The organism is Acinetobacter sp. LUNF3, from assembly GCF_022699605.1.
Taxonomy (GTDB): domain Bacteria; phylum Pseudomonadota; class Gammaproteobacteria; order Pseudomonadales; family Moraxellaceae; genus Acinetobacter; species Acinetobacter johnsonii.
This window is the reverse complement of the sequence record NZ_CP093968.1, coordinates 254,167-280,544: the sequence shown is the minus strand read 5'-3', so window position 1 is coordinate 280,544 and position 26,378 is coordinate 254,167. Positions and strand designations below refer to the sequence as shown.

General features: G+C 41.6%; 25 protein-coding genes and 1 pseudogene. 12 read left to right on the top strand and 14 right to left on the bottom strand.

The genetic code is table 11. From position 1 onward, the window contains the following. The 4 genes from MN200_RS01340 to lptF form a co-directional block, all read right to left on the bottom strand. Positions 1 to 1,176: a S41 family peptidase gene (locus tag MN200_RS01340; RefSeq protein ID WP_131229852.1), complete on the bottom strand. Its 1,176-nt coding sequence runs from the start codon at positions 1,174 to 1,176 to the stop codon at positions 1 to 3. An 18-nt stretch (positions 1,177 to 1,194) separates the two neighbouring features. Continuing rightward, a complete protein-coding gene (gene gpmI, locus MN200_RS01335; protein ID WP_131229850.1) occupies positions 1,195 to 2,742 on the bottom strand; it encodes a 2,3-bisphosphoglycerate-independent phosphoglycerate mutase in 1,548 nt (515 codons plus the stop codon). A gap of 123 nt (positions 2,743 to 2,865) precedes the next feature. Continuing rightward, positions 2,866 to 3,936, bottom strand: a complete 1,071-nt coding sequence (gene lptG, locus MN200_RS01330; RefSeq protein ID WP_242759938.1) for an LPS export ABC transporter permease LptG — start codon at positions 3,934 to 3,936, stop codon at positions 2,866 to 2,868. Positions 3,937 to 3,938: 2 nt separating this feature from the next. Continuing rightward, on the bottom strand, positions 3,939 to 5,039 hold the full coding sequence (lptF, locus tag MN200_RS01325; RefSeq protein ID WP_242759937.1) for an LPS export ABC transporter permease LptF: 1,101 nt from the start codon (positions 5,037 to 5,039) through the stop codon (positions 3,939 to 3,941). A 158-nt stretch (positions 5,040 to 5,197) separates the two neighbouring features. Between lptF and MN200_RS01320 the strand changes: the two genes are divergently transcribed. The 3 genes from MN200_RS01320 to MN200_RS01310 are packed head-to-tail and all read left to right on the top strand — an operon-like array spanning position 5,198 to position 7,713. Then, positions 5,198 to 6,646 carry a leucyl aminopeptidase gene (locus tag MN200_RS01320; RefSeq protein ID WP_242759936.1) on the top strand — a complete coding sequence of 483 codons (1,449 nt, stop codon included), beginning with the start codon at positions 5,198 to 5,200 and terminating at the stop codon, positions 6,644 to 6,646. Next, complete coding sequence (locus MN200_RS01315; RefSeq protein ID WP_242759935.1) at positions 6,639 to 7,046, top strand: DNA polymerase III subunit chi; 408 nt, start codon at positions 6,639 to 6,641, stop codon at positions 7,044 to 7,046. The genes MN200_RS01320 and MN200_RS01315 overlap by 8 nt, the downstream gene beginning before the upstream one ends. 31 nt (positions 7,047 to 7,077) lie before the next feature. Beyond that, entirely contained in the window at positions 7,078 to 7,713 is a 636-nt protein-coding gene (locus MN200_RS01310) for a hypothetical protein (protein WP_125273430.1), read from the top strand. Between the two features lie 86 nt (positions 7,714 to 7,799). Here MN200_RS01310 and MN200_RS01305 read toward each other — a convergent pair whose 3' ends face one another. The 7 genes from MN200_RS01305 to glnK all read right to left on the bottom strand — a co-directional run bounded on the left by MN200_RS01305 (position 7,800) and on the right by glnK (position 13,992). Next, a complete protein-coding gene (locus MN200_RS01305; RefSeq protein ID WP_242759933.1) occupies positions 7,800 to 8,348 on the bottom strand; it encodes a VTT domain-containing protein in 549 nt (182 codons plus the stop codon). A 145-nt stretch (positions 8,349 to 8,493) separates the two neighbouring features. Continuing rightward, entirely contained in the window at positions 8,494 to 9,153 is a 660-nt protein-coding gene (locus MN200_RS01300; RefSeq protein WP_004978564.1) for a riboflavin synthase, read from the bottom strand. A gap of 23 nt (positions 9,154 to 9,176) precedes the next feature. Beyond that, the gene (locus MN200_RS01295; protein WP_004692850.1) at positions 9,177 to 10,475 is read right to left on the bottom strand and encodes a DNA adenine methylase; all 1,299 of its coding nucleotides are present in this window, start codon (positions 10,473 to 10,475) and stop codon (positions 9,177 to 9,179) included. Then, positions 10,472 to 11,575, bottom strand: a complete 1,104-nt coding sequence (gene ribD, locus MN200_RS01290; RefSeq protein ID WP_058868721.1) for a bifunctional diaminohydroxyphosphoribosylaminopyrimidine deaminase/5-amino-6-(5-phosphoribosylamino)uracil reductase RibD — start codon at positions 11,573 to 11,575, stop codon at positions 10,472 to 10,474. Before ribD ends, MN200_RS01295 begins: the two co-directional genes overlap by 4 nt. 14 nt (positions 11,576 to 11,589) lie before the next feature. Continuing rightward, positions 11,590 to 12,048, bottom strand: coding sequence for a transcriptional regulator NrdR (gene nrdR / locus MN200_RS01285; protein ID WP_004692852.1), 459 nt, complete (start codon positions 12,046 to 12,048; stop codon positions 11,590 to 11,592). Between the two features lie 151 nt (positions 12,049 to 12,199). Beyond that, entirely contained in the window at positions 12,200 to 13,594 is a 1,395-nt protein-coding gene (locus tag MN200_RS01280; RefSeq protein ID WP_058868720.1) for an ammonium transporter, read from the bottom strand. A 59-nt stretch (positions 13,595 to 13,653) separates the two neighbouring features. Beyond that, complete coding sequence (glnK, locus tag MN200_RS01275) at positions 13,654 to 13,992, bottom strand: P-II family nitrogen regulator (RefSeq protein ID WP_004281042.1); 339 nt, start codon at positions 13,990 to 13,992, stop codon at positions 13,654 to 13,656. Positions 13,993 to 14,268: 276 nt separating this feature from the next. Here glnK and MN200_RS01270 point away from each other — a divergent pair, with 276 nt between their 5' ends. Both MN200_RS01270 and MN200_RS01265 read left to right on the top strand, forming a co-directional pair. Further along, positions 14,269 to 14,496 carry an accessory factor UbiK family protein gene (locus MN200_RS01270; protein WP_058868719.1) on the top strand — a complete coding sequence of 76 codons (228 nt, stop codon included), beginning with the start codon at positions 14,269 to 14,271 and terminating at the stop codon, positions 14,494 to 14,496. Between the two features lie 65 nt (positions 14,497 to 14,561). Continuing rightward, positions 14,562 to 15,407: pseudogene (locus MN200_RS01265) on the top strand (magnesium chelatase domain-containing protein); the annotation flags it as partial. A gap of 168 nt (positions 15,408 to 15,575) precedes the next feature. Here MN200_RS01265 and MN200_RS01260 read toward each other — a convergent pair. From MN200_RS01260 to MN200_RS01250, 3 genes are all read right to left on the bottom strand, one after another. Further along, positions 15,576 to 15,851, bottom strand: a complete 276-nt coding sequence (locus tag MN200_RS01260; protein WP_032047823.1) for a hypothetical protein — start codon at positions 15,849 to 15,851, stop codon at positions 15,576 to 15,578. Positions 15,852 to 16,019: 168 nt separating this feature from the next. Beyond that, positions 16,020 to 16,988, bottom strand: a complete 969-nt coding sequence (locus tag MN200_RS01255; protein ID WP_005804963.1) for an IS30 family transposase — start codon at positions 16,986 to 16,988, stop codon at positions 16,020 to 16,022. A 94-nt stretch (positions 16,989 to 17,082) separates the two neighbouring features. Beyond that, the gene (locus tag MN200_RS01250; RefSeq protein WP_046128207.1) at positions 17,083 to 17,730 is read right to left on the bottom strand and encodes a hypothetical protein; all 648 of its coding nucleotides are present in this window, start codon (positions 17,728 to 17,730) and stop codon (positions 17,083 to 17,085) included. A gap of 428 nt (positions 17,731 to 18,158) precedes the next feature. On the opposite strand from MN200_RS01250, the gene MN200_RS01245 reads away from it, so the two are divergent. From MN200_RS01245 to MN200_RS01215, 7 genes are all read left to right on the top strand, one after another. After that, positions 18,159 to 19,241: an XRE family transcriptional regulator gene (locus tag MN200_RS01245; protein WP_046128206.1), complete on the top strand. Its 1,083-nt coding sequence runs from the start codon at positions 18,159 to 18,161 to the stop codon at positions 19,239 to 19,241. 205 nt (positions 19,242 to 19,446) lie between these two features. Next, entirely contained in the window at positions 19,447 to 19,626 is a 180-nt protein-coding gene (locus MN200_RS01240; RefSeq protein WP_001141890.1) for a hypothetical protein, read from the top strand. Positions 19,627 to 19,739: 113 nt separating this feature from the next. Next, positions 19,740 to 20,753, top strand: a complete 1,014-nt coding sequence (locus MN200_RS01235) for a nucleotidyltransferase (RefSeq protein ID WP_046128205.1) — start codon at positions 19,740 to 19,742, stop codon at positions 20,751 to 20,753. Continuing rightward, a complete protein-coding gene (locus tag MN200_RS01230) occupies positions 20,753 to 22,465 on the top strand; it encodes a ThiF family adenylyltransferase (protein ID WP_046128204.1) in 1,713 nt (570 codons plus the stop codon). The genes MN200_RS01235 and MN200_RS01230 overlap by 1 nt, the downstream gene beginning before the upstream one ends. Before the next feature lie 5 nt (positions 22,466 to 22,470). Then, a complete protein-coding gene (locus MN200_RS01225; protein WP_005314752.1) occupies positions 22,471 to 22,932 on the top strand; it encodes a Mov34/MPN/PAD-1 family protein in 462 nt (153 codons plus the stop codon). Positions 22,933 to 22,934: 2 nt separating this feature from the next. Next, positions 22,935 to 24,329 carry a dsDNA nuclease domain-containing protein gene (locus MN200_RS01220; protein ID WP_023187982.1) on the top strand — a complete coding sequence of 465 codons (1,395 nt, stop codon included), beginning with the start codon at positions 22,935 to 22,937 and terminating at the stop codon, positions 24,327 to 24,329. Positions 24,330 to 24,373: 44 nt separating this feature from the next. Continuing rightward, entirely contained in the window at positions 24,374 to 26,293 is a 1,920-nt protein-coding gene (locus MN200_RS01215) for a hypothetical protein (RefSeq protein WP_058868718.1), read from the top strand. Positions 26,294 to 26,378: the final 85 nt, after the last annotated feature.

Sequence of the window (26,378 nt, the reverse complement as noted above, 5' to 3'; positions counted from 1 at the left end):
TTAACGACGGTTAATTAGAATCTCTGCCACATGTTCAACATAGCTTTCGTCTTTGAGTTCATGTGGCATTGGATACACCTGATTTGGCGCAATCCCTACCCCTTCAATCATCCGACCACTTGGGGTGTAATAGTGAGATACCGTCATTTGCAAAGCTGCGCCATTCGACAATGGAAATAGTTTCTGTACCACGCCCTTACCATAACTTTTTTCACCAATCACCCACGCCCGTCCATGCTCCTTCAGCGCAGCGGTAAATACCTCCGCAGCCGATGCAGAGCGGTCATTAATCAGAATCCCCACTTTTAAGTTTTGAAATTCTAAACTTGGTAAAGCTTGGAACTGCTGATCCCCTTCGGAACGACTTTGAGTTGAAACAATCACCCCTTGATTTAAGAATAAATCGGCAGATTCCACTGCAGCAGACAACAGTCCTCCCGGGTTATTCCTGAGATCAATCAACACTGCTTTTAGACGCGACGAATGGTGTTCTTCAATCAACTGTTGAATTTCGTTGGCGGTATCTTGTTGGAAAACACGAACTTTCAGCACCAAAACTTGGTTATTCAACAGTTGCGCCTGAATATCGGTTTCAACCTTTTTGGTTCGGACTAAATTGATCGGCGTTGAATTGGCTTTTAACTGTAGGCTAATGGTACTACCAATTGCCCCACTGAGTAATTCATTGACTTGAGCATGGTTGAGCTTGCGTAGCTCTTGATCATCCACTTTAAAAACGGAGATCCCATTTTTTAAGCCCAATTTACTGGAATCTGAGTCAGGTTTTAATCCACGAATCAGCCATTGTTGTAAGCGAGAATCAAACTCTAAACTGAAGTCAACTGAAGCCAAATCCCCTTCAGTATATTGCACCAGTTGTTTATATTCTTGAGGAGATAAATAGCGAGAATAACGGTCTAAGCCACCGACTAAACCTTTAATAGCCTGTTGAAACAGTGCTTCATCACTACGTTCAGCCACATAATTGTCTTTGACTAAACCGTAGATTTGTACAAATTGTTGAATTGATTCAATTGGAACCTCAACATAACCTTGTTCCAGTTCATCATCAAAAGCGGGTGCTGCCGCAGTTTTTGCAACAGCCCCCATCGGGTGGATCAGACTCAGACCTAAAGCAATCACTACACCTATTGAAGTCCACGATGCTTTTGCCATTTACCCACCCAAATTGATTTATACGTCTAATGTAATTAAGTTACGACCTTGCATGTCTGCTGGAACAGGAAGATGCATCAAGCTTAACAAGGTTGGTGCGACATCGGCCAATACGCCCCCTTCAGCAATGGTTGCTTGAGTTGGGCCGACATAGATAAAAGGCACCAATTCTGTCGTATGCTGAGTATGCACCTGACCACTGTGATAATCCTGCATTTGTTCAACATTACCATGGTCAGCCGTAATTAACATATGGCCTTTTTGTGCCATCACCGCCTCATAGACACGGCCTAAGCATAAATCAACGGCTTCCACTGCTTTCACTGCAGCATTAAACACGCCCGTATGACCAACCATATCGCCATTGGCATAGTTCACCACCAATAGATCAAACTCACCAGAGTTAATCGCAGCCACCAATTCATCGGTTACTTCATATGCGCTCATTTCTGGCTTGAGGTCATAAGTAGCCACATTCGGTGATGGAATCAAAATACGTTTTTCACCTGGATATTCATCTTCACGACCACCACTGAAGAAGAATGTCACATGTGCATATTTCTCAGTTTCAGCAATACGTAATTGGGTTTTACCAAGATCTGAAAGATATTCACCAATCGAGTTTTTTAATGCTTCAGGCATATATGCCACAGGTGCATCAATACTGGCTTGGTAGCGTGTCAACATCACAAACTTAGATAGGTTTGGTACGACTTTACGCGCAAAGCCTGCAAAATCTTTTTCAACAAACGCTTTGGTAATTTCACGCGCACGATCCGCACGGAAATTCATAAAGACGATGCTGTCACCATCTTGAACTTTTACAGCATCGCCAATGCGTGTTGCTTTGACAAATTCATCAGATTCGTCTGCGGCATAAGCCAATGCTAAACCTTCAACGGCTGTAGCTGCAGTACGTGTTGCTTCAGACTCTGTGAGTAAACGATAGGCTTGTTCCACACGGTCCCAACGGTTATCTCGATCCATCGCAAAATAACGACCAATGAGACTCACAATACGACCTTGATTTGGATATTGAGCAAACAATGCATCTAATTTTTCTAAAGAAGGCTGTGCACTGCGTGGCGGGGTATCACGACCATCTAAGAAGGCATGGAGATACACGGTTGCACCGCGTTTTAACGCAAGTTCAGCCATGGCAACAATGTGGTCTTCGTGTGAATGGACCCCACCTTCAGACAATAGCCCCATGATGTGCAACGCACCACCCGCTGCTTTGGCTTTTTCAACAGCATCAACCAAAACTTCATGCTCGAAAAAAGCACCCGTACGAATCTCTTTAGTGATTCGGGTAAAGTCTTGATAGAGCACACGACCTGCGCCCAAGTTCATATGGCCCACTTCAGAGTTACCCATTTGGCCATCTGGCAGACCCACGTCTTCACCAGAACCTGAAATTAAGCTATGCGGATGCTTTGCTTCAATCGCTGTTAAATTCGGTCGATTCGCTGCTAAAAAAGCATTGTCTTCAATCGCTTCACGGTGTCCCACACCATCCATAATGACCAGTACGTGAGGGATTTTGCCAGCAGTTGCATCCGCCATAATAAGCACTCTTTTTTTGTCTACAAATTCATCGCTCTATCTTACCGAATTTTCGGTCAAGACTCTATGCAGGCATGATGGTTTAACACCATCATCCGCATTGTTTTCTTCAATATCGTACAGTTATCGCGCACGTTGTAATAAATAACCACCTGCGACAAACATCAGTAAAATCGGCACAAAAACGAACCATGCGGGTGAAGGTGAATAAACCAAACTTGCATAACCCAAGAAGTCTTGCAGGTAAAAGAAACCTAAGCCTGTAAACAGTGCAATGACCAAACGAAAGCCCATCGATTGTTGGCGCAGTGGGCCAAAAATAAAGGAACAAGCAATCAATACCAAAGCAATCAAGGCAAATGGAGACGCCACTTTTTGCCAAAAAGCCAGCTGATAAGTTTTAGGCACTTGGCTGTATTCATGCATATAGCTCATGAAACTAACCAATTGACTCGGTGAAAGGTCTTCAGGGTCAATCGTCACCATGTGCACATATTTCGGCTGCAGTGCCAGTGCCAAAGGTGTTTCAGCGGCCTTTTGTGCCGCAGCGTTGCCAGTCGGTAGTAAATCAACTTGGGCAGTATTTTCTAAAATCCAACGACCATCTTGCACAAACTGACCTTGCTCAGCATTTAAAACGCCTTTCAAACGAGCATTATTGTCAAAGTCGACCACTTGCACATTTTTCAGCTGACCTTGAGAGTTGGCATAATCGACATAAATAAAACGCTGCCCTTCTCGTGTCCAGTAACCACGTACTTCACCAAGTTCAGCCGCAGTTCGATGGCTTTTCACACCTTTGGCTTGCTCATTGGTATATGGAATCACCCATTCACTTAAAGCGAATGACAGTACCACCAAAATTAAAGCCGAACGAATCACCCAGCCGACGATTCGCCAGAGACTCACCCCCACCGAGCGCATCACAATCAGTTCACTGTTTGAAGCCAAAGTGCCCAGTCCCAGTACCGAGCCAATTAACGCGGCAATCGGTAGAATCTCATAGAGATATTGCGGTGCTCCCCACAGTACATAACGTAAAGCATCCCAAGCACCATAACCTTCTTTAAGGGAGCCTAGCTCACCCAAATAGGTAAACAGAATTTGCAAGACCGATAAAATAGCGGTAGCACCCAGCATCGCCATCGCGGTGGTTTTGGTCACATGTTTTGCGACTATACGACGTGCAAACATGATTAAGACCCCGCTCGTTGTAATGTTTTCTTAATTTTCGGGGCCAGCTTTTGTTTACGCGAAAACAAAGCCGCTGCTATCGCATAAATCACCAAGATCATTGGATAAGCCCAAATCCCCATTTCTTCTTTACTGACTCGGGTTTTAATGGCCATCAGCGCCACGATTAAACTGGCAAAAATAAGCAATGCAGGAAACAGCTTTAAGTAACGTCCTTGACGTGGGCTCACTTCAGATAAAGCCACAGCGAGAAGCAACGCCACTACAATGGCAAACGGTACAAAAATACGCCAGCCCAACTCACTCGCCACGACAGGATCATGACGATTATCCCAAAGTTTAATGGTGGATAATGCTTCAACATCGGCACTTTCAAACTTTGCTTCTTTATCATTTTCTAAACGTAGGCGATAAGACTGAAACTCGGCTTGGCTATAACGCGGCTGTCCCGGATAAATTTCATAACGGCGACCTTGCACCAAATCCACCACATTGGCGGGATCATTTTCAATTTCAACCCGCGTGGCTTCTTTGGCCAAAATCATCACATCAGGCTTACCTTCTGCTTCAGCGCGTTGATAGAAGAAGATGTCTTTGAGGTTCTTACGGTCTTCGGATAAGTCACCCGCATAAATGGTATAAGGCCCCGATGAAATAAACTCTTTGGGTCGAACCAAATCAAAACCAGTACGCACCGCCTGACTGGTGGTGAGCTGCTCAAACTGACGAACACCCCACGGCGCCATCCAAAGCATCAGCACAGCTTGAACAGCAAGAAACACCACGGTCATAGGAATCAGCAGTCGCCCCAATTGGTTAGGACTGACGCCACTACCATTGAGTACTGCCATTTCATGATCGACATACAAACGACCAAAAACCAGCATCAGCCCAATAAAAAAGCCTAGAGGAAGAATCAGCGTTAAAAATTCAGGCAAACGATAGCCAATAATGCTAAATAAAATACCTGCATCTAAGCGACCCTGCGCGGCTACGCCAAAATACTTGATCAAACGACCGCCCATCATGATCAAGGTCAATAAGGCGATCACAACCAAGGATGTCGACACCACTTGTTTGACCAGATAACGCCGAATAATCAAATTAATTCTTCCAAAAATAGGTGAATAAAAACTAGCGCTAGTTTACCCGAATAGTGAAAATATAAAACCTGTACTCTTGTTGCACTTTGCAACTCTATTCATGTTAATGTTTCAGTGGTTTAATCATTTTCAAACTTTATAAGGCTTAAATAAAACTTATGAAACTCTCTATTAATACGTCATTCACAGAGAATACGTCTAGCCAATTTTTGTTGATATTAGTAGATTCTGAAAACACGCAACACCTTGCAAATGCTTATCAAATTAATGATTTAAACAACTTAATTGAAGCAACTCAGTTTAAAGCCGCGTTCAATGAAACCTTGAGCCTCATTGGTCAAATTCCAGCAAGCCCCAATGCAGCCTTGGTGGGTGTCGGTAAAGCAGCTGAATTACAAGCAGCAAAGCTGGTGAAAATTGCTCAAACCATTATCAAAGCTTCACAAAAAAAATTCAAACACATCAGTATTGACCTTTCAGCCCTTCCAGCTGAACTCCATTATTTATTTGCCCTCAGTTTGACGCAAGCGGCATATGCATTTGATGAATTCAAATCAAAAAAAGCCGACAACGTGCTTGAACAGATCTGCCTGATTGCCGCTGAGTCGCCGCTGAATGCTGCACAACTTAAACTGATTGAAGCCGTGCAATCAGGTCAAAGCTTTGCTCGTGACTTAGGCAACCGTCCGGGCAATATCTGTTTCCCTGAATATTTGGCAGAGCAAGCCTTAGAACTGGCAGCTCAATATCCTGACCTACTCCGTGTTAATGTGCTTGATGAGCAGCAAATGGCGGATCTGGGCATGCATTCCTTCCTTGCGGTGAGCAAAGGTTCAGACCGCCCAGGCCGTATTATTACCCTTGAGTATCAAGCTGAACGTACTGAAGCCCCAGTGGTCTTGGTCGGTAAAGGAATCACCTTTGATACAGGTGGCATTTCATTGAAGCCGGGTGCTGGTATGGATGAAATGAAATACGACATGTGTGGTGCAGCATCGGTTCTAGGGACGCTCCGTGCCCTGTGTGAATCACGTTTAGCCATTCATGTCGTAGGTACGATTGCGGCAGCTGAAAATATGCCGTCAGGTAAGGCTACGCGTCCAGGTGACATCGTGAGCACCATGAGTGGTCAAACCGTTGAAATTTTAAATACCGATGCAGAAGGTCGTTTGGTGCTGTGCGATACATTGACCTATGTAAAACGCTTTAACCCAGAACTGGTCATTGATATTGCAACCTTAACAGGTGCCTGTGTCGTGGCACTCGGTTCAGTCTTAACGGGTATGTTTACCCCAGACGACAAACTGGCGGCCGAATTGTCTGAGGCTGGTCAAAATAGCTTTGACCGCGTCTGGCGCATGCCTGTGATTGATGACTATCAAGAACAGTTAGACTCTCCATTTGCAGATATTGCCAACATTGGCGGGCCTAAAGCTGGTGCCGTAACTGCAGCGTGCTTCTTACAACGCTTCACCCGTGATTACCGCTGGGCGCATTTAGATATCGCAGGTACAGCATGGAACTCGGGTGCCAATAAAGGGGCAACCGGTCGTCCAGTGCCATTATTGATGCAATTCTTAGCTCATCGTGCGCAGTCTAATGGCTAATATTAGCTTTTATTTGTTTGAACAAAGTCCTGAACGACAAGTCGAAAGTACTTGTCGTTTATGTCGAAAAATCTTGCGTCAGCCAGAGCGAATCTGGCTGTATGCAAGCGACCCTGAACTACAACAGCAATTGGATGAACGTTTGTGGAGTTTTGATGACACGAGCTTTATTCCGCATGGCATTGATCAAATCGATGCGCGCATTTGTATCTCAGACCAACTGCCTGAGCAATCCGACTGGATTGTGTTCAATTTTAACGATCAAGCTCTTGAACAGTTCGAAAAATTTAGCCACATTATAGAAATTATTGAAAATAACGAATCGGCCAAACAACAAGGTCGTGAAAAATTTAAACAATATAGACGTCTCGGAGTTGAAGCTCGAACCTTCAAGCTTTAAATGATTCCCCGTCTAAATAAGGAGATGCGTAGTGGCATTGAATGTTGGTCCAGATTTTAAACAGCGCTGGTTAAATGTACCTGATGCTGTTCGTCAGGCCTTTATTGATGACCTGAGTCGCGTCTGCGATGTACTCAAACCTGAAACAGGTTTGCACAGTTGGATTGAACAAGACCAACGTGCTCAAGCTGTCTCGACCCAAAGAATTGAACAAGCGTATGCCGATCTGAAAGCACAGCTGATTGAAGAAGCGCGGATTCGTAAACAACAAGCGTTAGAAAAATCACTGGCAGACAAACGCGCAGCGCAGGAAGCTTATGCGGAGAGCCTCAAAAAAGATGAAATCCGTCAGTTCAATGAGCAAACCCAAGCTTTAAATGTGATGCGTCAAAGTGTCGATCAGGAAATTTTGAGCTATACCGCACGCTACGAGAAAACACCTGAACAAGCTCTGGACTATGCCAAAGGTAAATTTGGCATTGATGACTCACAAATTTTGTCTGAGTTAGAAAGTGTACGTTTACGTTTAGAGCTTGAAGCGGAAACCTTAATTGAAGAGTCCGTCGCCAGCTACCGCAGTAAGCTACAAGCCGCGGCTCAAGAAGAAATTGACTATATTTTGAAAAATTCAGACTTTTCTGATGAAGTGGTATCCAACTCTGCCTAACTGGCCTTGGCTTCCACTCAAACTCACTGCGGTGAGTTTTTTTATGCACCCTTGTTTTTTCTCGGCTGATGTGGTCTGTCTCGATCTCAAACCAACACATCAACCATAAACGATAAGGTATTGCCCACACCATAACCAATCGCCAACAAACTACCAATCCAAATCAGGCCACCGGTCACGTTGTACCACATAAAAGTCGCCAAGTTCATATGCCCTGCGCCCGCAGCAAAAGGTGCGAAAGAACGTACAAAAGGAATAAAACGTGCCACTAAAATAGTTTTACCGCCATGCTTTAAGAAATATTGATTGGTCTTCATCATATATTCGGGTTTCAGCCAACGCGAATGCTGATGGGCAAATTTAAAGCCCAACTTCTGACCCGTATAATAATTGACGATATAACCCAATACCGCAGCAATCATCATCAAAATACCCATGGTATGGATATGGATTAAATCCGAGCTGGAACATAGGGCACCAATGGCAATCAGCAAACTGTCACCCGGCAAAAAGAACATAAAAACGAAACCGGTTTCTGCAAAAATAATCAGAAAAAGAATCGCATAAATCCAAAGGCCGTATTCTGCAAGCAGTACGGGCAATAATTGTTCTAGATGGAGAAAAAAATCAATCATTGTCACCTATCCGTGCAATGAACTGCGTACTATCTTTCATCATACTCAATTGCTTACCTATTCATTTCAAAAGAAAAACTCCCTCATTTTGGGCAAATAGGGAGCTCATCTTTTGTCTATTCTTGCTGCAATCTAAACGATTTTTCTATTTCAAGAAACCATTTTGTGCCAAAAAGTCTAAACTAATTTTAGATTGTGGGGTAGTTTCCGCAGCCTTATCCCCCATCATCAGACGTTCAATGTAGCGTGCTAACACATCCACTTCAAGGTTCACTTGACTGCCTGCCTTCCACGTTCCAATGTTGGTTCGTTCAGCCGTATGTGGAATTAAATTGAGGCTTAAAATACGGCCACGCAAATGATTAATGGTTAAACTGATCCCATCAACCGTGATCGAGCCTTTTTCTGCCAAGTAACGTGCAATCTCGGCTGGCGCAGTTACTTCAAAATAAAGCGAGCGTGCATCTTCACGCACAACGGTGATTTCACCCACAGCATCGACATGACCTGACACAATGTGCCCACCAAAACGTGTGGTGGGCAACATCGCCTTTTCCACATTGACACGTTGGCCAACTTTCCAGTGGGTCAGTGTGGTTCGGTTTAAACTTTCACGTGAGACATCGGCAGCATACCAGTGCTCACCCCAGTCAATCACTGTGAGGCAAATGCCATTGGTGGCAATCGAGTCACCCAAATGTACATCTGACATATCAAGATCCGTACCAATGCGTAACCGCACATCGCCACCGACATTTTGTACGCTTTCAACCGTGCCTAGACTTTCGATGATCCCTGTAAACATTTCTGATTTCTACCTCTATATTTTTACCACAGCGCCAACTGTGTCGTGACCCCAGATGTATCGACCCCACCCAATTCGGCATAATGATACAACTGCCCAAGCAACTGACGAATTGGCGGACCTGACTTGGCATGGGTATCAGTGATCACAATAAACTCTAACACACGCGCACGCTCAGACTGACGCTGCTTACTCACGCGATAACGCGGTACATCCTGCGTTAATAAAGTCACGCGACCTCGCTCCAAATTGGCTTTGAGCAAGTCCCCTGCTTCAATATTACCATCAGTTGAATAACTGGTCAGAATGTAACGTGCATTGATGGTGGACAGTAATTTTTCATATGCCTCTTTGGCATACTTTGACGAGTTATAAGGACTCGGACGCTCTTTGCGCCACGCACGGTCAATTCCGCTTTTGAAACCTTTGGTGTCTGGTGTTGGTAAATCTACCTGATCCCATAGTGTTAAAGCATTTAAAACATGATAGTTACTGCTGTAGGCATGTTGGTTATAGGGTGGATCTAGATAGGCCACATCGACCTCAAAACTACTCATTTGGTTGGCCAAATGCTGCGCATCGACACACCACATTTCAGCCATCGGGTTCTTTTGCTTATTATCACCCACTTCACTAAAACGACTTGGGGTCAACCACAGCAAGGATTCAATCCGCTCTAGCGCTGTTTGGGTTTTACCGCCCCAACCATGGTGGAAGCTTTTAAAGACACCTGAAGTATTGCTGACAAAACTGGCTGAATACAGCAGCGGTGCCAATAAAGCAGACATCTCCACATCATCGATTGCACCTTGTGCCTGCCATGTGGCAATTTGCTGACGAATTGCATCGATGCGCATGCCATTGCGACGTTTGAAGAACAAACGATCTCGGCTTGGATCATAGATCTCATCATTTCGCGGACACAGATTATGCGTTACCCAGCCCTTAACTTCAGGCAAGCGGTTTAAATAATCAATGGCTTTTTGATAACCACCCAACTCTTTAAATGCAGGTGCTTCGGTACAGGCCAAAATGGCATGGTTCAGGGCATGGCTATACGGTTCCCAGTCATTGGCAATCACCCGATAACCATTTTGACGCGCCAAACGCGAGACCACGCCCGAACCAGCAAAGAAGTCAGCAAAAATAGGCGCACGACCATCTGCACGGTTTAAAGTCCCTGTACTCTCGAGTGCCTCTAAAATCAGATGTAACAGGCGGCGCTTATTCCCCAAATAAGGAACAAGTTGATGAAATAGATATTCATCGGTGGTACGTGCCGCGTGACGACGTTTATGATAAACCGTAGACTCTGAACTCATAATGACTCTTGAGAAGGGATAAGCGTTAAGCGCACATCATCACCCAATTGTGTGACATCCATAAGCTTAAAGCGGAGTTGCTCTGCCATCTGAGAAAACTCAGCATTGAACATTGCACGTGCAGACTGACCCAATAAGGTCGGTGCTACATAACTAATCATTTCATCGACCAACTTCTCTTGTAAAAAAGCCGTCGATAACGTTGCACCTGCTTCAACCATGACATCGTAAATCTGATGCGATTGAACCAACTGCTTTAATAACTGATCTAAAGGCTGTACAGCAAACTGTAGCACGCCTACATCGGCCAATGCTTGCCGATAAGGCCCCATTACCATCACGGTATCTGGTTGCTGTAAAATTTGGGCCGTCAAAGGCAAGCGGCCTTGACGGTCTAACACCAGACGTTTCGGTTGTACAACCATTGTCAGATCCGCAACACCCTGCAGCTGTCTAACATTGAGCTGAGGATCATCGGCCAATACGGTTTCAATCCCCGTGATCACGACACCAGAAATGGCACGAAAATGCTGAACATCTAAACGTGCCGCTGAGCCTGTAATCCATTTTGACTCACCCGAAGCCATCGCCGTTCGACCATCTAAACTAGAAGCAACTTTTAAACGTACATAAGGCATGCCAGTAGCCATGGCTTTTAAAAAACCCGCATTCAACTGATGTGCTTCGGCTTGACAAATACCGACATCGACCTCTATGCCTGCTTCTTTTAAAATTTGTACCCCTTTACCGGCCACCAAGGGGTTGGGATCTGGACAGGCAATCACAACACGCGCCACACCTGCCTCGACCAACCCTTTGGCACACGGCGGTGTACGCCCATAATGCGCACAAGGTTCTAAAGTGACATAAGCCGTTGCGCCGTGGGTCTGTTCGCCCGCTTCGCGCATCGCAAAAACTTCTGCATGTGGCTGACCCGCTTGAGGGTGATAACCCATCCCCAGCAACAGCCCATCTTTGACAATGACACAGCCTACATTTGGATTTGGCTTGGTGCTGTATTGACCTTGCAGTGCTAAAGCAATCGCTTGTTTCATCCAAGCTTGGTCGGCGTGTAAAGCACTGGACTGTAATTCAGACATGGATGCCAACTCGCTTAATGTTCACGTTGTTGCATTTGTTCAATTTGGTGGCGAAAGGCGTCGACATCTTGAAAGTCTTGATAGACCGATGCAAAACGCACATACGCAACATGATCTAACGAAAATAAAGATTGCATAACAATTTCACCAATGGTGCGTGATTTCACATCACGCTCACCTAAACGACGGATTTGCAGCTGAATATCGCTCAAGACGGTTTCAATTTGCTCTTGCGTCACGGGACGTTTTTGTAAAGCATGCATCAAGGAACGACGCAATTTTGCTTCATCAAAAGGTTCACTTTTGCCATCCGACTTGATCACACGAGGCATGACCACTTCATAACTTTCAAAGGTTGTGAATCGTTCACCACAACTAATACATTCACGACGACGACGAATCTGACAACCTTCAGCGGCCAAACGTGAATCGATCACTTTACTGTCTTCAGCGTTGCAAAATGGACAATGCATAGTGGTTAAATTGAACAAATTTGAATGGTTTTAGAGTGTAGCAAAAATTCGGTGTTTTGTAGAGTTTTACGCTAGATATAGAAAAAAAACAGCCCTTTCGGGCTGTTTCACACAATATATTGATTATACTGTTTATTTATTATTCTATTGATTAGTCCACGCGTTCGCCATGTTGGCTCAAGTCTAGACCCATACGTTCATCATCAGATTCAACGCGAATTCCAATCACCAGATCAATCACTTTTAAGATAATGAAGGTTAATACTGCTGAGTATGCAATCGTTGCCAATACCCCTTCAACTTGAACCCAAAGTTGATGCATCACATCACTTGGTGCTTTGTCGCCCATGATGAAATCGCTGGCAAAGAATGCTGTTAAGATTGCACCGACAATACCACCCACACCGTGTAAACCAAATGCATCTAAAGAGTCATCGGCTTTTAAAGCACGTTTCAATGCACTGATACCCCAGAAGCACACCACACCACCGATTAAACCCATCGCCAGTGCACCGCCGACAGTCACAAACCCTGCTGCTGGTGTAATCACTACCAGACCAGCAACCGCGCCAGATGCAGCACCAAGTACTGAACCTTTACCACGTGCAACTTTTTCAGTAATTAACCAAGAGATTGCCGCTGCTGCTGCTGCTACTTGAGTCACAAGTAATGCATAACCTGCTGAGCCGTTTGCGCCCAATGCAGAACCACCATTGAAACCAAACCAGCCGACCCACAGTAAGCTTGCACCCACAACGGTTAATGCCAAGTTGTGTGGAGCCATTGATTCACGGCCTAAGCCCATACGTTTGCCGAGCATATATGCAGCAACCAAACCCGCCACACCTGAGTTGATGTGTACAACGGTACCGCCAGCAAAGTCGAGTGCGCCATCATTTGCTAACCAACCACCGCCCCATACCCAGTGAGTAATTGGTGCATAAACCACGACTACCCAAATCGAGATGAAAGCGATAAATGCGCCGAATTTCATCCGTTCTGCAATTGAACCACTAATAATGGCAACTGTAATGATGGCAAAGGTCATTTGGAAAATAACGAATAGAACTTCAGGAATCGTCCCTGTGAGTGCATCTGTGGTAATCCCAGTCAGCATGAACTTATCTAAGCCACCGATAAAGGCATTGCCCTCACCAAAGGCCAATGTATAACCAATGATGACCCATGCAATACTTACCACTGCTGCAGCAACAAAGCTATGTGCCATAGTACTTAAGACGTTTTTCTTACGAACCATACCGCCGTAGAATAACGCTAAACCTGGAATGGTCATTAATAAAACCAGTGCTGTGGAGACTAAAATCCACGCCGTATCACCTGTATCTAATGTTGGTTCTTCTTCTGCAGGTGCGGGTGCTTCTACTGGAGCAGCAACGGCTTCAACCGCTGGAGCAGCCACATCCGTTGTTTCAACCACTGTGACTTGTTCTGATGGCGTTGGCGCTGTTGCTGCTTCTTCAGCCCAAGCAACAGAACCACCTAAAAGTGCGCCAGATAAGCTCAGCGCGAATAGCATCTTTTTCATTCGTATCCCCCAACCTAATTTGTGCGAGTTATGTGTTACTCAGCAAACTTCATGCCAAATTAAACGGCATCGGCACCTGTTTCACCTGTACGGATACGGATGACTTGCTCTAAATTTGTGACGAAAATTTTACCGTCGCCAATTTTTCCGGTACTAGCCACACGTGTGATTGACTCAATCACCGCGTCGACCATTTCATCACTGATCGCGATTTCGATTTTTACTTTTGGTAAGAAATCAACAACATATTCAGCGCCACGATAAAGTTCAGTATGACCTTTTTGACGACCAAAGCCTTTGACTTCAGTTACCGTGATCCCTTGAACACCAATTTCAGACAGTGCTTCACGCACATCATCCAATTTAAACGGTTTTACAATTGCAGTTACGAGCTTCATGTTTGTTTTCCTTCGGCTTATTTCACCAGTAAGGTTTTATGTTCAAATTTCATGCCAAAAATTCTTAGGTTGGGGGGGAAAAGAAAGTCTGACATGAGTTTTCTTTATACCCTATTCTATACATTTAAATGCATTTTGAGCTTCAAAATTCAGGTTTTTTAGTCGAAGATTTATGATTTTTTTACAATCGATGAAATCATATTTCATCTGAAAGGCTATAGAGTCAGAAGCAGCAATGGTACACTGCTGTCACGTCTCCAACTGTTGGATATAGAAATGATTGAAACTTTATTACAAGCCATACTGGAACAAGTCGAACAACCTAAACAAGACTTAGAACATAATTTACGCGCACTGCTCAATGAAGTAGTCACTAAGATGGATTTGGTTTCCAAAGATGAAATTGAACGTCAACGTACTGCGCTGAATAATGCCAATTTGCGTTTAAATGACTTATTGAAACAAGTGGAAGCTTTAGAGTTACGCATCCAGAACAAAAAATGAGCACCTGTTTGGTGCAATAAAAGACGCATAACGAATTAAAATAATGCACTATAATGGAACAAAAGATGTCTTTTGCCAAAATTTACACTCGAGCTTTGCTCGGTTTACACGCACCTTCGGTTGAAGTTGAAGTTCATCTGAGCCAAGGACTACCCTCTTTAACCATTGTGGGGCTTCCTGAAGCAGCCGTTCGGGAAAGCAAAGATCGGGTGCGCTCCGCCATTATCAATAGTGGCTTTCAGTTTCCGACCAAACGCCTCACCATTAACCTTGCACCTGCAGATCTGCCCAAAGACAGCTCGCGGTTGGATTTGCCTATTGCACTGGGTATTTTAATTGCCTCTGGTCAGCTCCCTGAGCAAGGAACTGAAAATTTTGAATTTATAGGTGAGTTGGCACTTGATGGGCAACTGCGACCAATTTCAGGTACTTTAAGTATTGCGATTGCCTGCCAGCAAGCTGGGCATCAACTGATTTTACCTGAGGCCAATGCGCAAGAAGCCTCTCAACTGCCCAACTTTCAAGTGTTTGCAGCGCAACATTTAAAACAAGTCTGTGAGCATCTGTCGCAAAACCATCTCATCCAACAGTTTCAACCCACGGCGCTAAAAGCCTCACAGCACTACAAATTTGATTTGGCCGATGTTAAAGGTCAACTGCGTCCGAGACGTGCCTTAGAGATTGCGGCAGCAGGCGGTCATTCTTTGCTATTTAAAGGACCGCCAGGGACAGGGAAAACCCTATTGGCTTCACGTTTAGCCAGTATTCTCCCACCCTTGAACACGCAAGAGAATTTGGAAGTGGCGAGTATTTACTCGGTGGCCAATCATCAACATCCTTTTGGGCAGCGGCCATTTCGTGCACCGCACCATACAGCTTCTGCGGTTGCCTTAGTCGGTGGCGGGTGTCATTTCCAATGAACTATGCGACATTACAAAGAACTGTGCGACAAAATTAAAAAAGTTAATAACACCTAAAAGAAGAGTAAATTGCTTCAAAATAGTCAAATGTATTCCTAACTTTTAAAAAACTTCAGCCATATCTTTTGTATTTGTATTTTTCATTAAATTTATTTTCTACTACGATTCCTCTATTACATGTTCTTGGGAAAGTTTGTTCAGATGCTGAACCATGAAGAAATACTGCCCATGTAAAGTGCGGGTAACTAAACTAGTTATTGGCTTACGCATAGTTGGATCTATTAACTTACGCAATTCATTACTATCATAAGTGCGTGTCTTAAGTAGGCCATCTGGCAGAATATTATTACTATTTAAGTTCTTAACCAATAAGCCTACATTTTTTTCATCACCATATACAGAAAGGCTAATTCCGTAATCTTCTCGTGCAGTCATTACAAACACACCAGATATATGTTTATATTCGTCCGATTGAAATCTATCTGTTGATACAGGGCTGCCATTATCTTTAAATACATCAGTTCTTGTATTCCATTTAAGTTGATAAGGCTCAGTTGGGGATTCTGGAGGCTGCCAATAAGGCCTGTCTAAACCTAGGCGAATTCAAACATGAGGTGCGACAGTTTCAAAAGCCATATGATAATCAACAAGCTGAGCAAATTTCTCTAATGGTGTAAGCCAATCTAACGCCTTTCTAGGACGAGTATTCAGTGACATGGCAACTTGATTTAAATAATGCTGATCTGCCTGATTTAAATCAATCCCTTTAGGTAAATATTGCCTAATTAAACCATTCATATTTTCGCATGTGCCTTTTTGCCAAGGTGAATGTGGGTCACAGAAATATACATCTATGCCTAAATCTTCTTCGAGTATTTTATGTTCTGACATCTCGCGTCCACGGTCATAGGTCAACGTTTTACGCAGTTCTGCAGGTAAATATTTCAGAGCTTCAGTTAAAGCCTTGCGCACTGATTCTGCCTTTGCATCAGGTAATGTTGCCAAGATACAGAGCCGTGTATTTCGTTCAATAAGTGTTGCTATCGAACTTTTATTGTCTTTACCTTTAATTAAATCAGCTTCCCAATGACCCGGTATTTTTCTTTCTTGAACTTCGGCTGGGCGCTCATGAATAGTTTTAATATCCTGTAATATAGAATCTTTTTTAGGTTCACCGTTAGCTTTTCGCTTTTTATTTTCATGACGTAGACAGGATAATAAGTCTTTTTTCAACTCACCCTTGGGTAATGCTCGTATCGTTGAATAAATCGTTGTATGGCTTACATTCATTGTTTGATCCAAATCAGGAAATGTCTTTAAACGCTTTGCTATTTGCTGAGGAGACCATAAACAACGGATCGCTTCAACAATAAATTTCCAGAGGATTGAATCGATTTTGAGTTTTCTGTGACCACGTCTACGTCTAGCAAAAGTGTTATCAGAAGCATATCGAGCTTGATAAACGTCATTGATGCTATTTCTTTTAAGCTCACGATAGATCGTACTAGGATGTCTTTTAATAAGTTCAGCAAATTTTCTGGCTGAAAAGCCTTCTTTTCTTGACTCAAGCATTAATGCAGTACGATCTTCAAAGTTAAGATGATGGTATGACAATTTTATATACTCCATAAACCCTTTAAATTAATTAGGTGGTTTATGTCGCACTTCAAGTTTTACTCTGCCCTAATAAAGCTTCTATAACAAATGGTAAGCCACTTGACCCTTTTTGTACCTCTTCAGTTACCCCAACCATATAGACATCTAGTGGATAAAACAATGAGTCATTTACAACAATTACAACTGGCTCATCTTCAGGAATAATTTTCTTCTCAATATAACCTTTTATAATATTAGCCTTAGTTTCTATAACCCCTGTCATTTTCAACAATGCTAAAGAATTCTCTCGACAATTAGTTTCATGTTTTGGAAATAACCGTCCTTGCACATCTTCCAAGATTTGCACCATTTCATCATTTGGATTCGGAGTAACAACTTCAAACCAAACTGTTTTCCCGTTTTTTGTAGCTTTGAAATCAGGTCCGAAATCTTTACTACTCAATTCAAATCCATCTCTTAAAAGACGGTCAGCAACAATTAATTCACCCAATCTTTGATGATATTGTTGTTCTAATAAAATAGCCGTGTCGAATTGGGTATCATTAAGTTCATAACCATAAAAGCGTTCTGTTAATGCTTCAAGACTTTTAAGTGCTAATTCAATTAACTCTTCACAGCCAGGATAACGCCCAAGTAAAATTTTCTTCCACTTTTCCAACAGAATATCTAGAATCTTACATTTCGCATCTTCAGTCATTATCTCGCCTCAAACAATCAAAATTAACTTACCCAAAAAACCCAATCGCCCTTAAACCTGATTTTTATAAGAATAAATCACTTTAACATTCCCAAAAAATGATCAAAGATTTAATAAAGTGGCCTTTTCTAAATACTCAAAAGTTAAGCTACCTCTCACAAGAACACTGATCATTTTCTATCTTTGCCATAATATTCTCATGCTCAAATTTTGATATAAGATTTCAAGTAAATTTAAAAAAATCAAATAAAATGTAAAATCAAAAACACTATATATTGTGCCTGAATAAAAAAAAACTACTACATAAAGCAAGATTAGATAAAAACGAAACATTTTAGGAATAATTTGAAGAAAAATTTGCATATGCTTTTTTGTTCAGTTATCATTCGATTAACTTGATCTGTAAGTCAATGATCTTGGAGGTGAATATGACTCATTTCAATCCTGACATGCTTAGTATTGCACGAAACTTTCGTGGTCTTAGTCAAACTGAACTAATTGCTGTAATGGGACAGTCTATTACCCAGGCTTCATTATCTAAAATTGAAAGTGGGGACTTAAAACCCTCCGATGAAGTTATCCAAAATCTATCCAATGCCCTACATTTCCCTATACGATTTTTCGAACATATTGAAAAGCTAAATGCACTACCAATTAGTTTGCATGCATATAGAAAAAAAAGCTCTACCACAGCTAAAGCATTGAGCCGCATGAATGCTGAAATGATGTTAAAAATGGGCCATGTACAAACATTAGAATTGTTCACAAATGTGCCAAAAAGAAAAAATTCCTTACCAACTTTTAAAATTGGCCTAGATGTAAACACTCCTCAAGAAGCGGCTAAAAAGCTTAGATCATTGTGGGCGTTAGGAAAGGAACCTCTTGAAAACCTAACTGCCACTGTGGAAGATGCAGGGGTTTTAGTCTTTTTATGCGACTTTAAAGATAACAATGTTGATGGCGTATCCTTAAAAATGCATGGTGTGTCTCCATGCGTATTTCTAAATGCAAACCAACCAAATGACAGAATACGCTTCACATTAGCACATGAGCTTGGGCATTTGGTCCTCCATGAAGAGCCATCTGAGTTCATGGAAAAAGAAGCAAATGACTTTGCTGCCGAATTCTTAATGCCAGAAGAAAAAATTATTGATCAATTAGGTTCAACCAATTTAGCTCATTATCTAAGACTTAAAAAGGAATGGAAAACCTCAATGGCGGCCTTAATCTATAGGGCGTCAGAGTTAGGAACTATAACTTCAAGTCAAAGTGCCAATTTATGGCGGCAAATGGCTATGCGTGGTTATCGTAAAGTTGAACCAAATGAATTGGATCGAGAAGCGACATATAGAGTAGCTTCAATGCTCTTTGACTACGCAATAGACGCAAAAAAAACATCAACATCTGTCATTAGTGAGTTATCTCAATTATTTGACTTATATGAAGATGACTTTAAAAAACTATATTATTTTGACCTAGATTCAATGGAGACTATCGAGATGGTTTCATAAATTAAAAAGCCGACTCTATTGGGTAGAGTCGGCTTGATAGATTTTCACACAGGAAAGGCATATGGCTCTAAGCCCTACGCATACCTCATGTTAGATCTGGCTGTCAGAACCCCATTCTAACATTTAGGCCCGTAAATCTCAAGATTTACCCGCTTATTTTGGTATGCGCCCTGAAAAACGAGCCGCCAAAATAGGAGGGCTAACAATGCCTACCGAAAATCAAGACTTCGTGTTTTGTAAATCTTATCGCCATAAATCTGGAAAAATTATTGTCCATCCAACTGGATATTTTAAATTTCCCAGAACTCGGCCATTGAAAGAAGAAAAGGATGCTATCCGTAATAAAAAATCGGATGATCCTGATAACTCAAACTCAATATCGTAAACGAGGTTAAATAACCTACTGCTGTGCAACAAAGTTCACAGCAGTAGGTTATTTAATTTTTCTGATCGCACTTAATTTATGCCCCATTTTAGTACATGGGCTCAGAGAGAATTATGACAACTCAACAGCAGTTTCTTGACCTACTTTCCGATATTGAACCATCTACAACAACGGTTAATGATTGTTCAAGCGCACATAATACGCTTCGTGATGCTTTAAAAGTGCATAATGAATTCAGCAAAGTACATGTGCATACGTTCTTATCAGGTTCTTATAAAAGAAGTACGGCAGTACGTCCGACCACCATAGGCGGGATTACACAAAGACCAGATGTAGATATTATTGCTCGCACCAACCATACAATTAACGATGATCCCCAAATTGTCTTAGATGCAGTCCATACAGCATTAAAGGATATTGGATATACCGATCTTACCGTTAACCGTCGTTCAGTAAATGTTAAGTTGAAAAAAGTTGATATGGATGTTGTCCCTATCATTTCAGATGGATATGGTGGCTATCTGATTCCAGACATTCATCTTGAAGAATGGCTAGTTACCAACCCTCCAGCCCATACCGAGTGGACTGTTGAGGTGAATAAAAATGCAAATGGTCGATTTAAGCCTCTTGTGAAGCTATTTAAATGGTGGCGTCGTGAGAACTTATCTGATTTAAAACGACCAAAAGGATTCATTTTAGAATGCCTGGTTGCCAATCATATGAATTACTACGAATCCAACTATGAAAAGTTGTTTGTTTATCTTTTAGAAACAATCAGGGATTCTTATGGGATTTATGCGTCACTAGGCATAATTCCACATTTAGAAGATCCTGGTGTTGCAGGCAATAATGTTTTTTCTGCGGTCACAGCAGATGAGTTCAAAACCTTTTATGAAAAGGTAAAAGAACAAGCTGCTATTGCACGAAATGCCTTAAATGAAACAGATGATGATAAAGCATTAGCTCTATGGCGGCAGGTCTTGGGTAATCGTTTTCCTCGTTCGGCATCACACAAAAGTGCAAATTCTGCTGATATGGCCAGCTCTTTAATCCGTTCAGCTTTAGGTGCAGGATTAACATTTCCATCAACCCCTGTTTATCCAAATAAACCAGGAGGCTTTGCGTAATGGAACTGCTAAAAACACCATTAGAACGCTTGATTCAAGAACGGCAGTTATTGACCGATCTTGAAAATGAGGAAAACAGTTTTAAGATTCAGGAGTGGAACTCAACAGACACTAATGAACTGCATTTAAACTTCTCTCTCAAGATAGGAACTATAGATTTTAATGGTGTTTTAGTATATCCAGAGCTTTTCCCAGAGCTACCAGCATATATACGCCCACAAAAATCTGGTGAAAGATGGAGTATCTTGCACCAGTACGGTGGCTCAGGAGTGCTGTGTCTAGAATACGGTCCAGATAATTGGAATACCAATATCAGTGGAGTGGAACTAATTAGAAGTGCCCAGATTCTTTTATTAACAGACGCAATGACTGTATTGGAGATGGATGTAGAACCTGTGCCCTCTAGGCATTCTGAAACAATAGGTCAAAAATTAAGAGGTATTTCAGAAAGGTTCATTGAAACACCAATGTTACGTCACATACTCTTAAATAGTGACCCTGAAAAAATGGACTTTAAGGTTGCCATCTCAAGCTTTCGGGACAAGACTGTTATTGTTCCAACAAATATTCAGAACAAACCTCTACCTGACATCGTCCCATCATTTTCTAATGAAAGATTTGAATTGTCTGGATGGGCAATAAGAGTTGATTCTGTTCCTTTATTAAAGGAATCTGTAAATGATCGACTTTCGTTAGAATCCTTTTTAGGCAATTTATGGCCTACTCAGGAGGAATTCACAAGTTCCATAAAGCCTCTATTGTTATATGACTTAAAAGGTAACTTGGAACTATTCTTAATTAATAATACAGCACCACTTTTCGTAAGTTATCCAGCTATTAATCTACATGATGATCAGAATCAAAGATTGCCAGCACAATTTAGCAATATCAATGATGCAAAGATAGTAATTGTTGGTCTTGGATCGTTAGGAAGTAAAATTGCAATTTCACTGGCACGGTCTGGCTGTAAAAACTTTCTACTTATTGATGATGATATTCTGGCACCCCAGAATCTTGTCCGTAATGAACTCAACTGGTTAGATGTTGGCTTTGCTAAAACCCATGCTGTTGAAAGAGCATTAAAACGAACTGCATTAGACATGCGGGTTGAAACGTATGAAATGCAAATTGGTGGACAGGAAAATCCTCATTTAAATTCCAATATTGCTAATGCCATTGGTACATGTAATCTGATTATTGATGCGACAGCAAGCTCACATACATTTCTAACCTTAGCTGCGATTGCTAAAAGAAAACATATACCAATGGTATGGGGTGAAATCTTTGGTGGCGGTGGTGGAGCAATGATGGCCCGTAGTCGCCCAACGTTAGATGCCTCACCTTTAGAGCTTCGCAATCATATTTATGGTGTCTTACAAACGTTGGAACCAATCCCAGAAGGCAAAGTTAATAATTACGGCTTTCAAACACAAAACCAAACATATATTGCATCAGATGCAGATGTAACGGCTCTTGCAGCGTCTATGACTCAGTTCATATTAGATACTTTATGTACAATTGATGAGCAATCCTCTTATCCATATTCAGCATATTTAATAGGGTTCCGTAAATATTGGATATTTCAATGTCCTTTTGATACCCATCCTATCGATTGTTCAGGTGCGTTAGTAACGGAATCTCCTACGGATAAACAGATATCTGAAAGTGAAAATGGCAATTCTATTGAAGAGCCTGAACCGATGAAAGGTTAATACTAATGCTGAAAATATCCATTCCTACTGATATACAAATTTTACTGATAAAAGCCCTGTTGAAGTCTGGAACCCACGAATGTGGCGGTGTTTTAATGGGTGAGCATATAGGTACAAACCATTTTAGAGTTAGCTCATTAACTGTTCAAAAGAGTGGAACGATAGCATCCTTTGTACGTGGAATTACGGATGCTATTAAAGCAATTCGCCTTTTTCATAAATCAACAAACAATAATTATCAAAAATTTAACTATTTAGGTGAATGGCATAGCCATCCTCTCTTTAGTGTACAACCCAGCAGTAAAGACCATCACACCATGAGGGAATTGGTGTCCGACCCAAAAGTGGGTGCAAATTTTGTAGTCTTACTGATTTTTCATTTAAAAAACAATCATCTTGAGGGCAGTGCCCACACCTACCTACCAGATGGTTCCTGTTACCCATCCACCCTGGATTTAGAGAGATAATAATGAGTGCAAGTCTGTTAGAAAAACAATCAACTGGTGGTGCAATTGCACGAGTAGGGTTTGATTATCAGGATGCCTTTGTATTAAAGAACCTGCCACTATGGCTATCTGAAAGTGCTTTTAGTCACATTGTGAGTGAATCAATAGGTGATGTTGAGGTTTGCTACTTCTCTTCAGAGAAAGATTTCCAGCGTGTCATGTATGAAGCTAAAAATCATTCGCTGACTTCTACAGACTTCTGGAAAGAAATTAAGCGCTTCAAGGAGGCGTTTGATATTCCATCAAGTGAATATACTCGCTTTAGTTTAGTATGCCCACTCTATACCTCTACACTTCACCCATTTCTTGCCCAGATTGAGAGAATTAGAGGCGTTGGCTCTTCATACAGTGCCGATTCTGTGATTTTACAAAAAAGTCGTCAGGATATTATTCAGTGGTGTAGCGATAAGGGATTCGAAACCTCACTTGCTGAGTTTGCACTTGACCATGTTGATTTCCTGTCTTTCAATGCTGAAGATAGCGACTCTGTATTTATAGGCGAAATAGAAGAGAAATTATCCAATATCGAACTCACTACACGTAAAGCCAAACAGTTAAGAGATCAGTTTAAAAAATTGATTTCTCGTTCTTCTTTTGGTCCAATACATCGCAAAGACTTTGAAAATTTTATTTGCCATGCTCTTGAAGAAGATAGAAGCCAATGGCTATCAGATCCTATCAAAATTAACCTTTCTACTTCAACCAGTCAGTACCAAGACTTAAACTTAGATATTCGTGATTTCAATGGTCCTGATCGTGCCCAAAAAACCTCCAGCGACTGGAACAACCTAATCAAAAAAGCGGTATCGATTGGGGATTTCATTCATAGCAGTGGTGACCGTAGAACCCTCCTTATAGACGGTAAACAAAGAATGTCCACCGCATGTATGCTTGGCTATGTATTTAGTGCCACACGTAATTTCCTACTTGAAATAGAACATAATGGCCTCGCTTATCGCACTGATGACCATAAACAGAAAGAGGGACAATTTTTTAATAAAATCGCCCCTGTTGAGCTACAGGGAGAAACTGAAGCCATAGTTACTATCGGATTTCCTACAGCTATAGGTAAAGACATTGACTCTACAATAAATGAAGTAAAGAGCTTACCTAGACTGAATCTAGAAAGCTCTTATGCGATTGATAATATGGAAACTCTAAATCTTGCTGTGAGAGAGGCAAAATCCGCTTTAGTTTCATTCAAATCTGAAAATAAGTTATCTAAATTACACCTCTTTATTAAAGCACCCTCAGTTTTTGCAATGGTCTTGGGACATCGTTTGAATGGTGTTTGTGATATTCAGCTTTACGATTGGGTAGATGGGCAATATATCCCTACGGCCGAGCTGAGCATATAAGAAGAATTGACTAGTCGATAATATTACTAATAGAGAGGTTGACCATGAACAATCATTCTAATGAAAAAAATACTGATAACTCTCCAGATAAAACAAAATCACCGGCATTCAAAGTTCTTGAATCCAATGCTGAAAAGTTCTTAATGGTGTGGTGGTATGGAGCGTTAGCAAAAGCTGATCGTAGAAATGCTCAACCTAAAGTTCATGTGGCTTTTAGGGAACTTCTGGAAGATTACACACCCACAGATAATTTTATTTTTATTGATGCAAATATAACAGATTTGGTGTCTTGGCCTATTGGAACAGTTTGGCACCATGAACGATTAGTTGACTATCTTCCCTTTGAAATAAGGGAGTTTGATATTGACCATACGGATTTTACACATACCTATGTTCAAGCATATAAGCGAGACGAAAAGACAGGGAGAATAGATCATTTCTTCTCAGACAAGAATAAATTTTATATTAATCCAAGCCAACGTGAGAATTGCATTTCTTTCTCCTTAACGGATCAGGAATATAAGGAACTACTCGTACCTTGTTTTGAGTTTCTGGTGAGAGGATATGGTCTCTCTACAGAACTTCCTAGAATTCTGACAACATATGATGAGACCGAAAGACATGAACGGCTCTACACCCCTCATCCAGAAGAAGAAAACACCTGGACGATCCTTATAGGTGATAGCCTCACAACAGATGATCATGTATTTATTGCCTACTATAAATATAGCAAATATACCCAAGATGCCGTAAGAATCTTATTTAGCAGTATTGCAAAACATGATGATTTTATCCAAAGAAACCATATATACCCTAAAGTAATGCCATGGCATAAGGAAACGAGAAAAATTAGGGTTTCAGGTTTTTGTATTCCTGACACCAATGCTTTTTTAGCCTTGACAATCCTTGGAATAGAACTACCTGATCAAACACTTATCAGACGTGTTCCAAAGGTAATTCACCGCATTAAGAAACCTGTAGATGTCAACTCACCTAATCCTCCTCAGTTGCAACTAGGTCCTGGTCAGATTAACGTATCTGAAGATCAAGGAGGGCGCAAACCATTATTACAATCGGTTATTTTAGGTCATGAATTTACATGGTTAGGTTCAGGCCCTATCGGGGAAAAAAGTAAAACAAAGTATGAAAGAACCATCACCCAGCCACAGAGAAAGAAAAATACTAAAGAAACCAATACAGTTGGTACAGGAGAACCTGATAGCTCTAAGGAAGTTCTAAATGTCCAAATTAACCCGACCACTAATGGAGATACAGAGTTTGAAGCTCCAGATCATGGAAGAATCATGGGCCTATGGAATGCATGTTTAAAGGCTCGCTCGTTAAATCCCAGTATTGTCAATGCAGTCCACTATTATACTTTTGAGGAAGAGTTTGATTACCGCGATAAACCCACTCTCATGGCCTTTTTCGTTAATTCAGAAACATTAAATAATAAAGATATTACAGATGGAGAAAAACAAACTTATAAAAATTGGTGTTATGCAAACTCAAATAAAACAGCACTTCGTGGAGCATTGGTCATCCGATTATCTCTTGTAAATTGCCCTCCAGTTTATCTTTTCGATATACAACCAGCGACTTACGTTTCAACTGTAGATGGGGAAAGTGTTCTCAAGGAGCGTGGGCATGCTGGTCTAATATTTAGGTCAAGAACCGCAGAACAATTTGAGCAGTATATTTCTGGGCTCATGGAGAGCCTGCCTTTGTCAGAGGGCTCTTATACGACAACTCTCCTAGGCTCCAATTTGGTTACTCAATTATTTGTTTTTAGACATTCAAAATCTGCTGGCTTGTCAGAGGGTGAATCAACGTTATTGAATGCTCTAAGAAAAATTGGAATCACGAATATCAAGTTAAAGGAGGAAAAGGAGGAAAAGGAGGAAAAGGAGGAAAAGGAGGAAAAGGAGGAAAAGGAGGAAAAGGAGGAAAAGGAGGAAAAATAATATTCGAATCTTACAATTGTGACCATCTTCTTTTAGCCTAGTCCATAATTCTTTCCTATGGGTAATTTTATTACATATCAAATTG

What these genes read in the sequence shown, in the direction of transcription:
- MN200_RS01340 (WP_131229852.1), bottom strand. Translation starts at nt 1,176, where the DNA reads ATGGCAAAAGCATCGTGGACTTCAATAGGTGTAGTGATTGCTTTAGGT.
- gpmI (WP_131229850.1), bottom strand. Translation starts at nt 2,742, where the DNA reads ATGGCGGATGCAACTGCTGGCAAAATCCCTCACGTACTGGTCATTATG.
- lptG (WP_242759938.1), bottom strand. Translation starts at nt 3,936, where the DNA reads ATGTTTGCACGTCGTATAGTCGCAAAACATGTGACCAAAACCACCGCG.
- MN200_RS01320 (WP_242759936.1), top strand. Translation starts at nt 5,198, where the DNA reads ATGAAACTCTCTATTAATACGTCATTCACAGAGAATACGTCTAGCCAA.
- MN200_RS01315 (WP_242759935.1), top strand. Translation starts at nt 6,639, where the DNA reads ATGGCTAATATTAGCTTTTATTTGTTTGAACAAAGTCCTGAACGACAA.
- MN200_RS01305 (WP_242759933.1), bottom strand. Translation starts at nt 8,348, where the DNA reads ATGATTGATTTTTTTCTCCATCTAGAACAATTATTGCCCGTACTGCTT.
- MN200_RS01300 (WP_004978564.1), bottom strand. Translation starts at nt 9,153, where the DNA reads ATGTTTACAGGGATCATCGAAAGTCTAGGCACGGTTGAAAGCGTACAA.
- MN200_RS01295 (WP_004692850.1), bottom strand. Translation starts at nt 10,475, where the DNA reads ATGAGTTCAGAGTCTACGGTTTATCATAAACGTCGTCACGCGGCACGT.
- ribD (WP_058868721.1), bottom strand. Translation starts at nt 11,575, where the DNA reads ATGTCTGAATTACAGTCCAGTGCTTTACACGCCGACCAAGCTTGGATG.
- nrdR (WP_004692852.1), bottom strand. Translation starts at nt 12,048, where the DNA reads ATGCATTGTCCATTTTGCAACGCTGAAGACAGTAAAGTGATCGATTCA.
- MN200_RS01280 (WP_058868720.1), bottom strand. Translation starts at nt 13,594, where the DNA reads ATGAAAAAGATGCTATTCGCGCTGAGCTTATCTGGCGCACTTTTAGGT.
- glnK (WP_004281042.1), bottom strand. Translation starts at nt 13,992, where the DNA reads ATGAAGCTCGTAACTGCAATTGTAAAACCGTTTAAATTGGATGATGTG.
- MN200_RS01270 (WP_058868719.1), top strand. Translation starts at nt 14,269, where the DNA reads ATGATTGAAACTTTATTACAAGCCATACTGGAACAAGTCGAACAACCT.
- MN200_RS01260 (WP_032047823.1), bottom strand. Translation starts at nt 15,851, where the DNA reads ATGACTGCACGAGAAGATTACGGAATTAGCCTTTCTGTATATGGTGAT.
- MN200_RS01255 (WP_005804963.1), bottom strand. Translation starts at nt 16,988, where the DNA reads ATGCTTGAGTCAAGAAAAGAAGGCTTTTCAGCCAGAAAATTTGCTGAA.
- MN200_RS01250 (WP_046128207.1), bottom strand. Translation starts at nt 17,730, where the DNA reads ATGACTGAAGATGCGAAATGTAAGATTCTAGATATTCTGTTGGAAAAG.
- MN200_RS01245 (WP_046128206.1), top strand. Translation starts at nt 18,159, where the DNA reads ATGACTCATTTCAATCCTGACATGCTTAGTATTGCACGAAACTTTCGT.
- MN200_RS01240 (WP_001141890.1), top strand. Translation starts at nt 19,447, where the DNA reads ATGCCTACCGAAAATCAAGACTTCGTGTTTTGTAAATCTTATCGCCAT.
- MN200_RS01235 (WP_046128205.1), top strand. Translation starts at nt 19,740, where the DNA reads ATGACAACTCAACAGCAGTTTCTTGACCTACTTTCCGATATTGAACCA.
- MN200_RS01230 (WP_046128204.1), top strand. Translation starts at nt 20,753, where the DNA reads ATGGAACTGCTAAAAACACCATTAGAACGCTTGATTCAAGAACGGCAG.
- MN200_RS01225 (WP_005314752.1), top strand. Translation starts at nt 22,471, where the DNA reads ATGCTGAAAATATCCATTCCTACTGATATACAAATTTTACTGATAAAA.
- MN200_RS01220 (WP_023187982.1), top strand. Translation starts at nt 22,935, where the DNA reads ATGAGTGCAAGTCTGTTAGAAAAACAATCAACTGGTGGTGCAATTGCA.
- MN200_RS01215 (WP_058868718.1), top strand. Translation starts at nt 24,374, where the DNA reads ATGAACAATCATTCTAATGAAAAAAATACTGATAACTCTCCAGATAAA.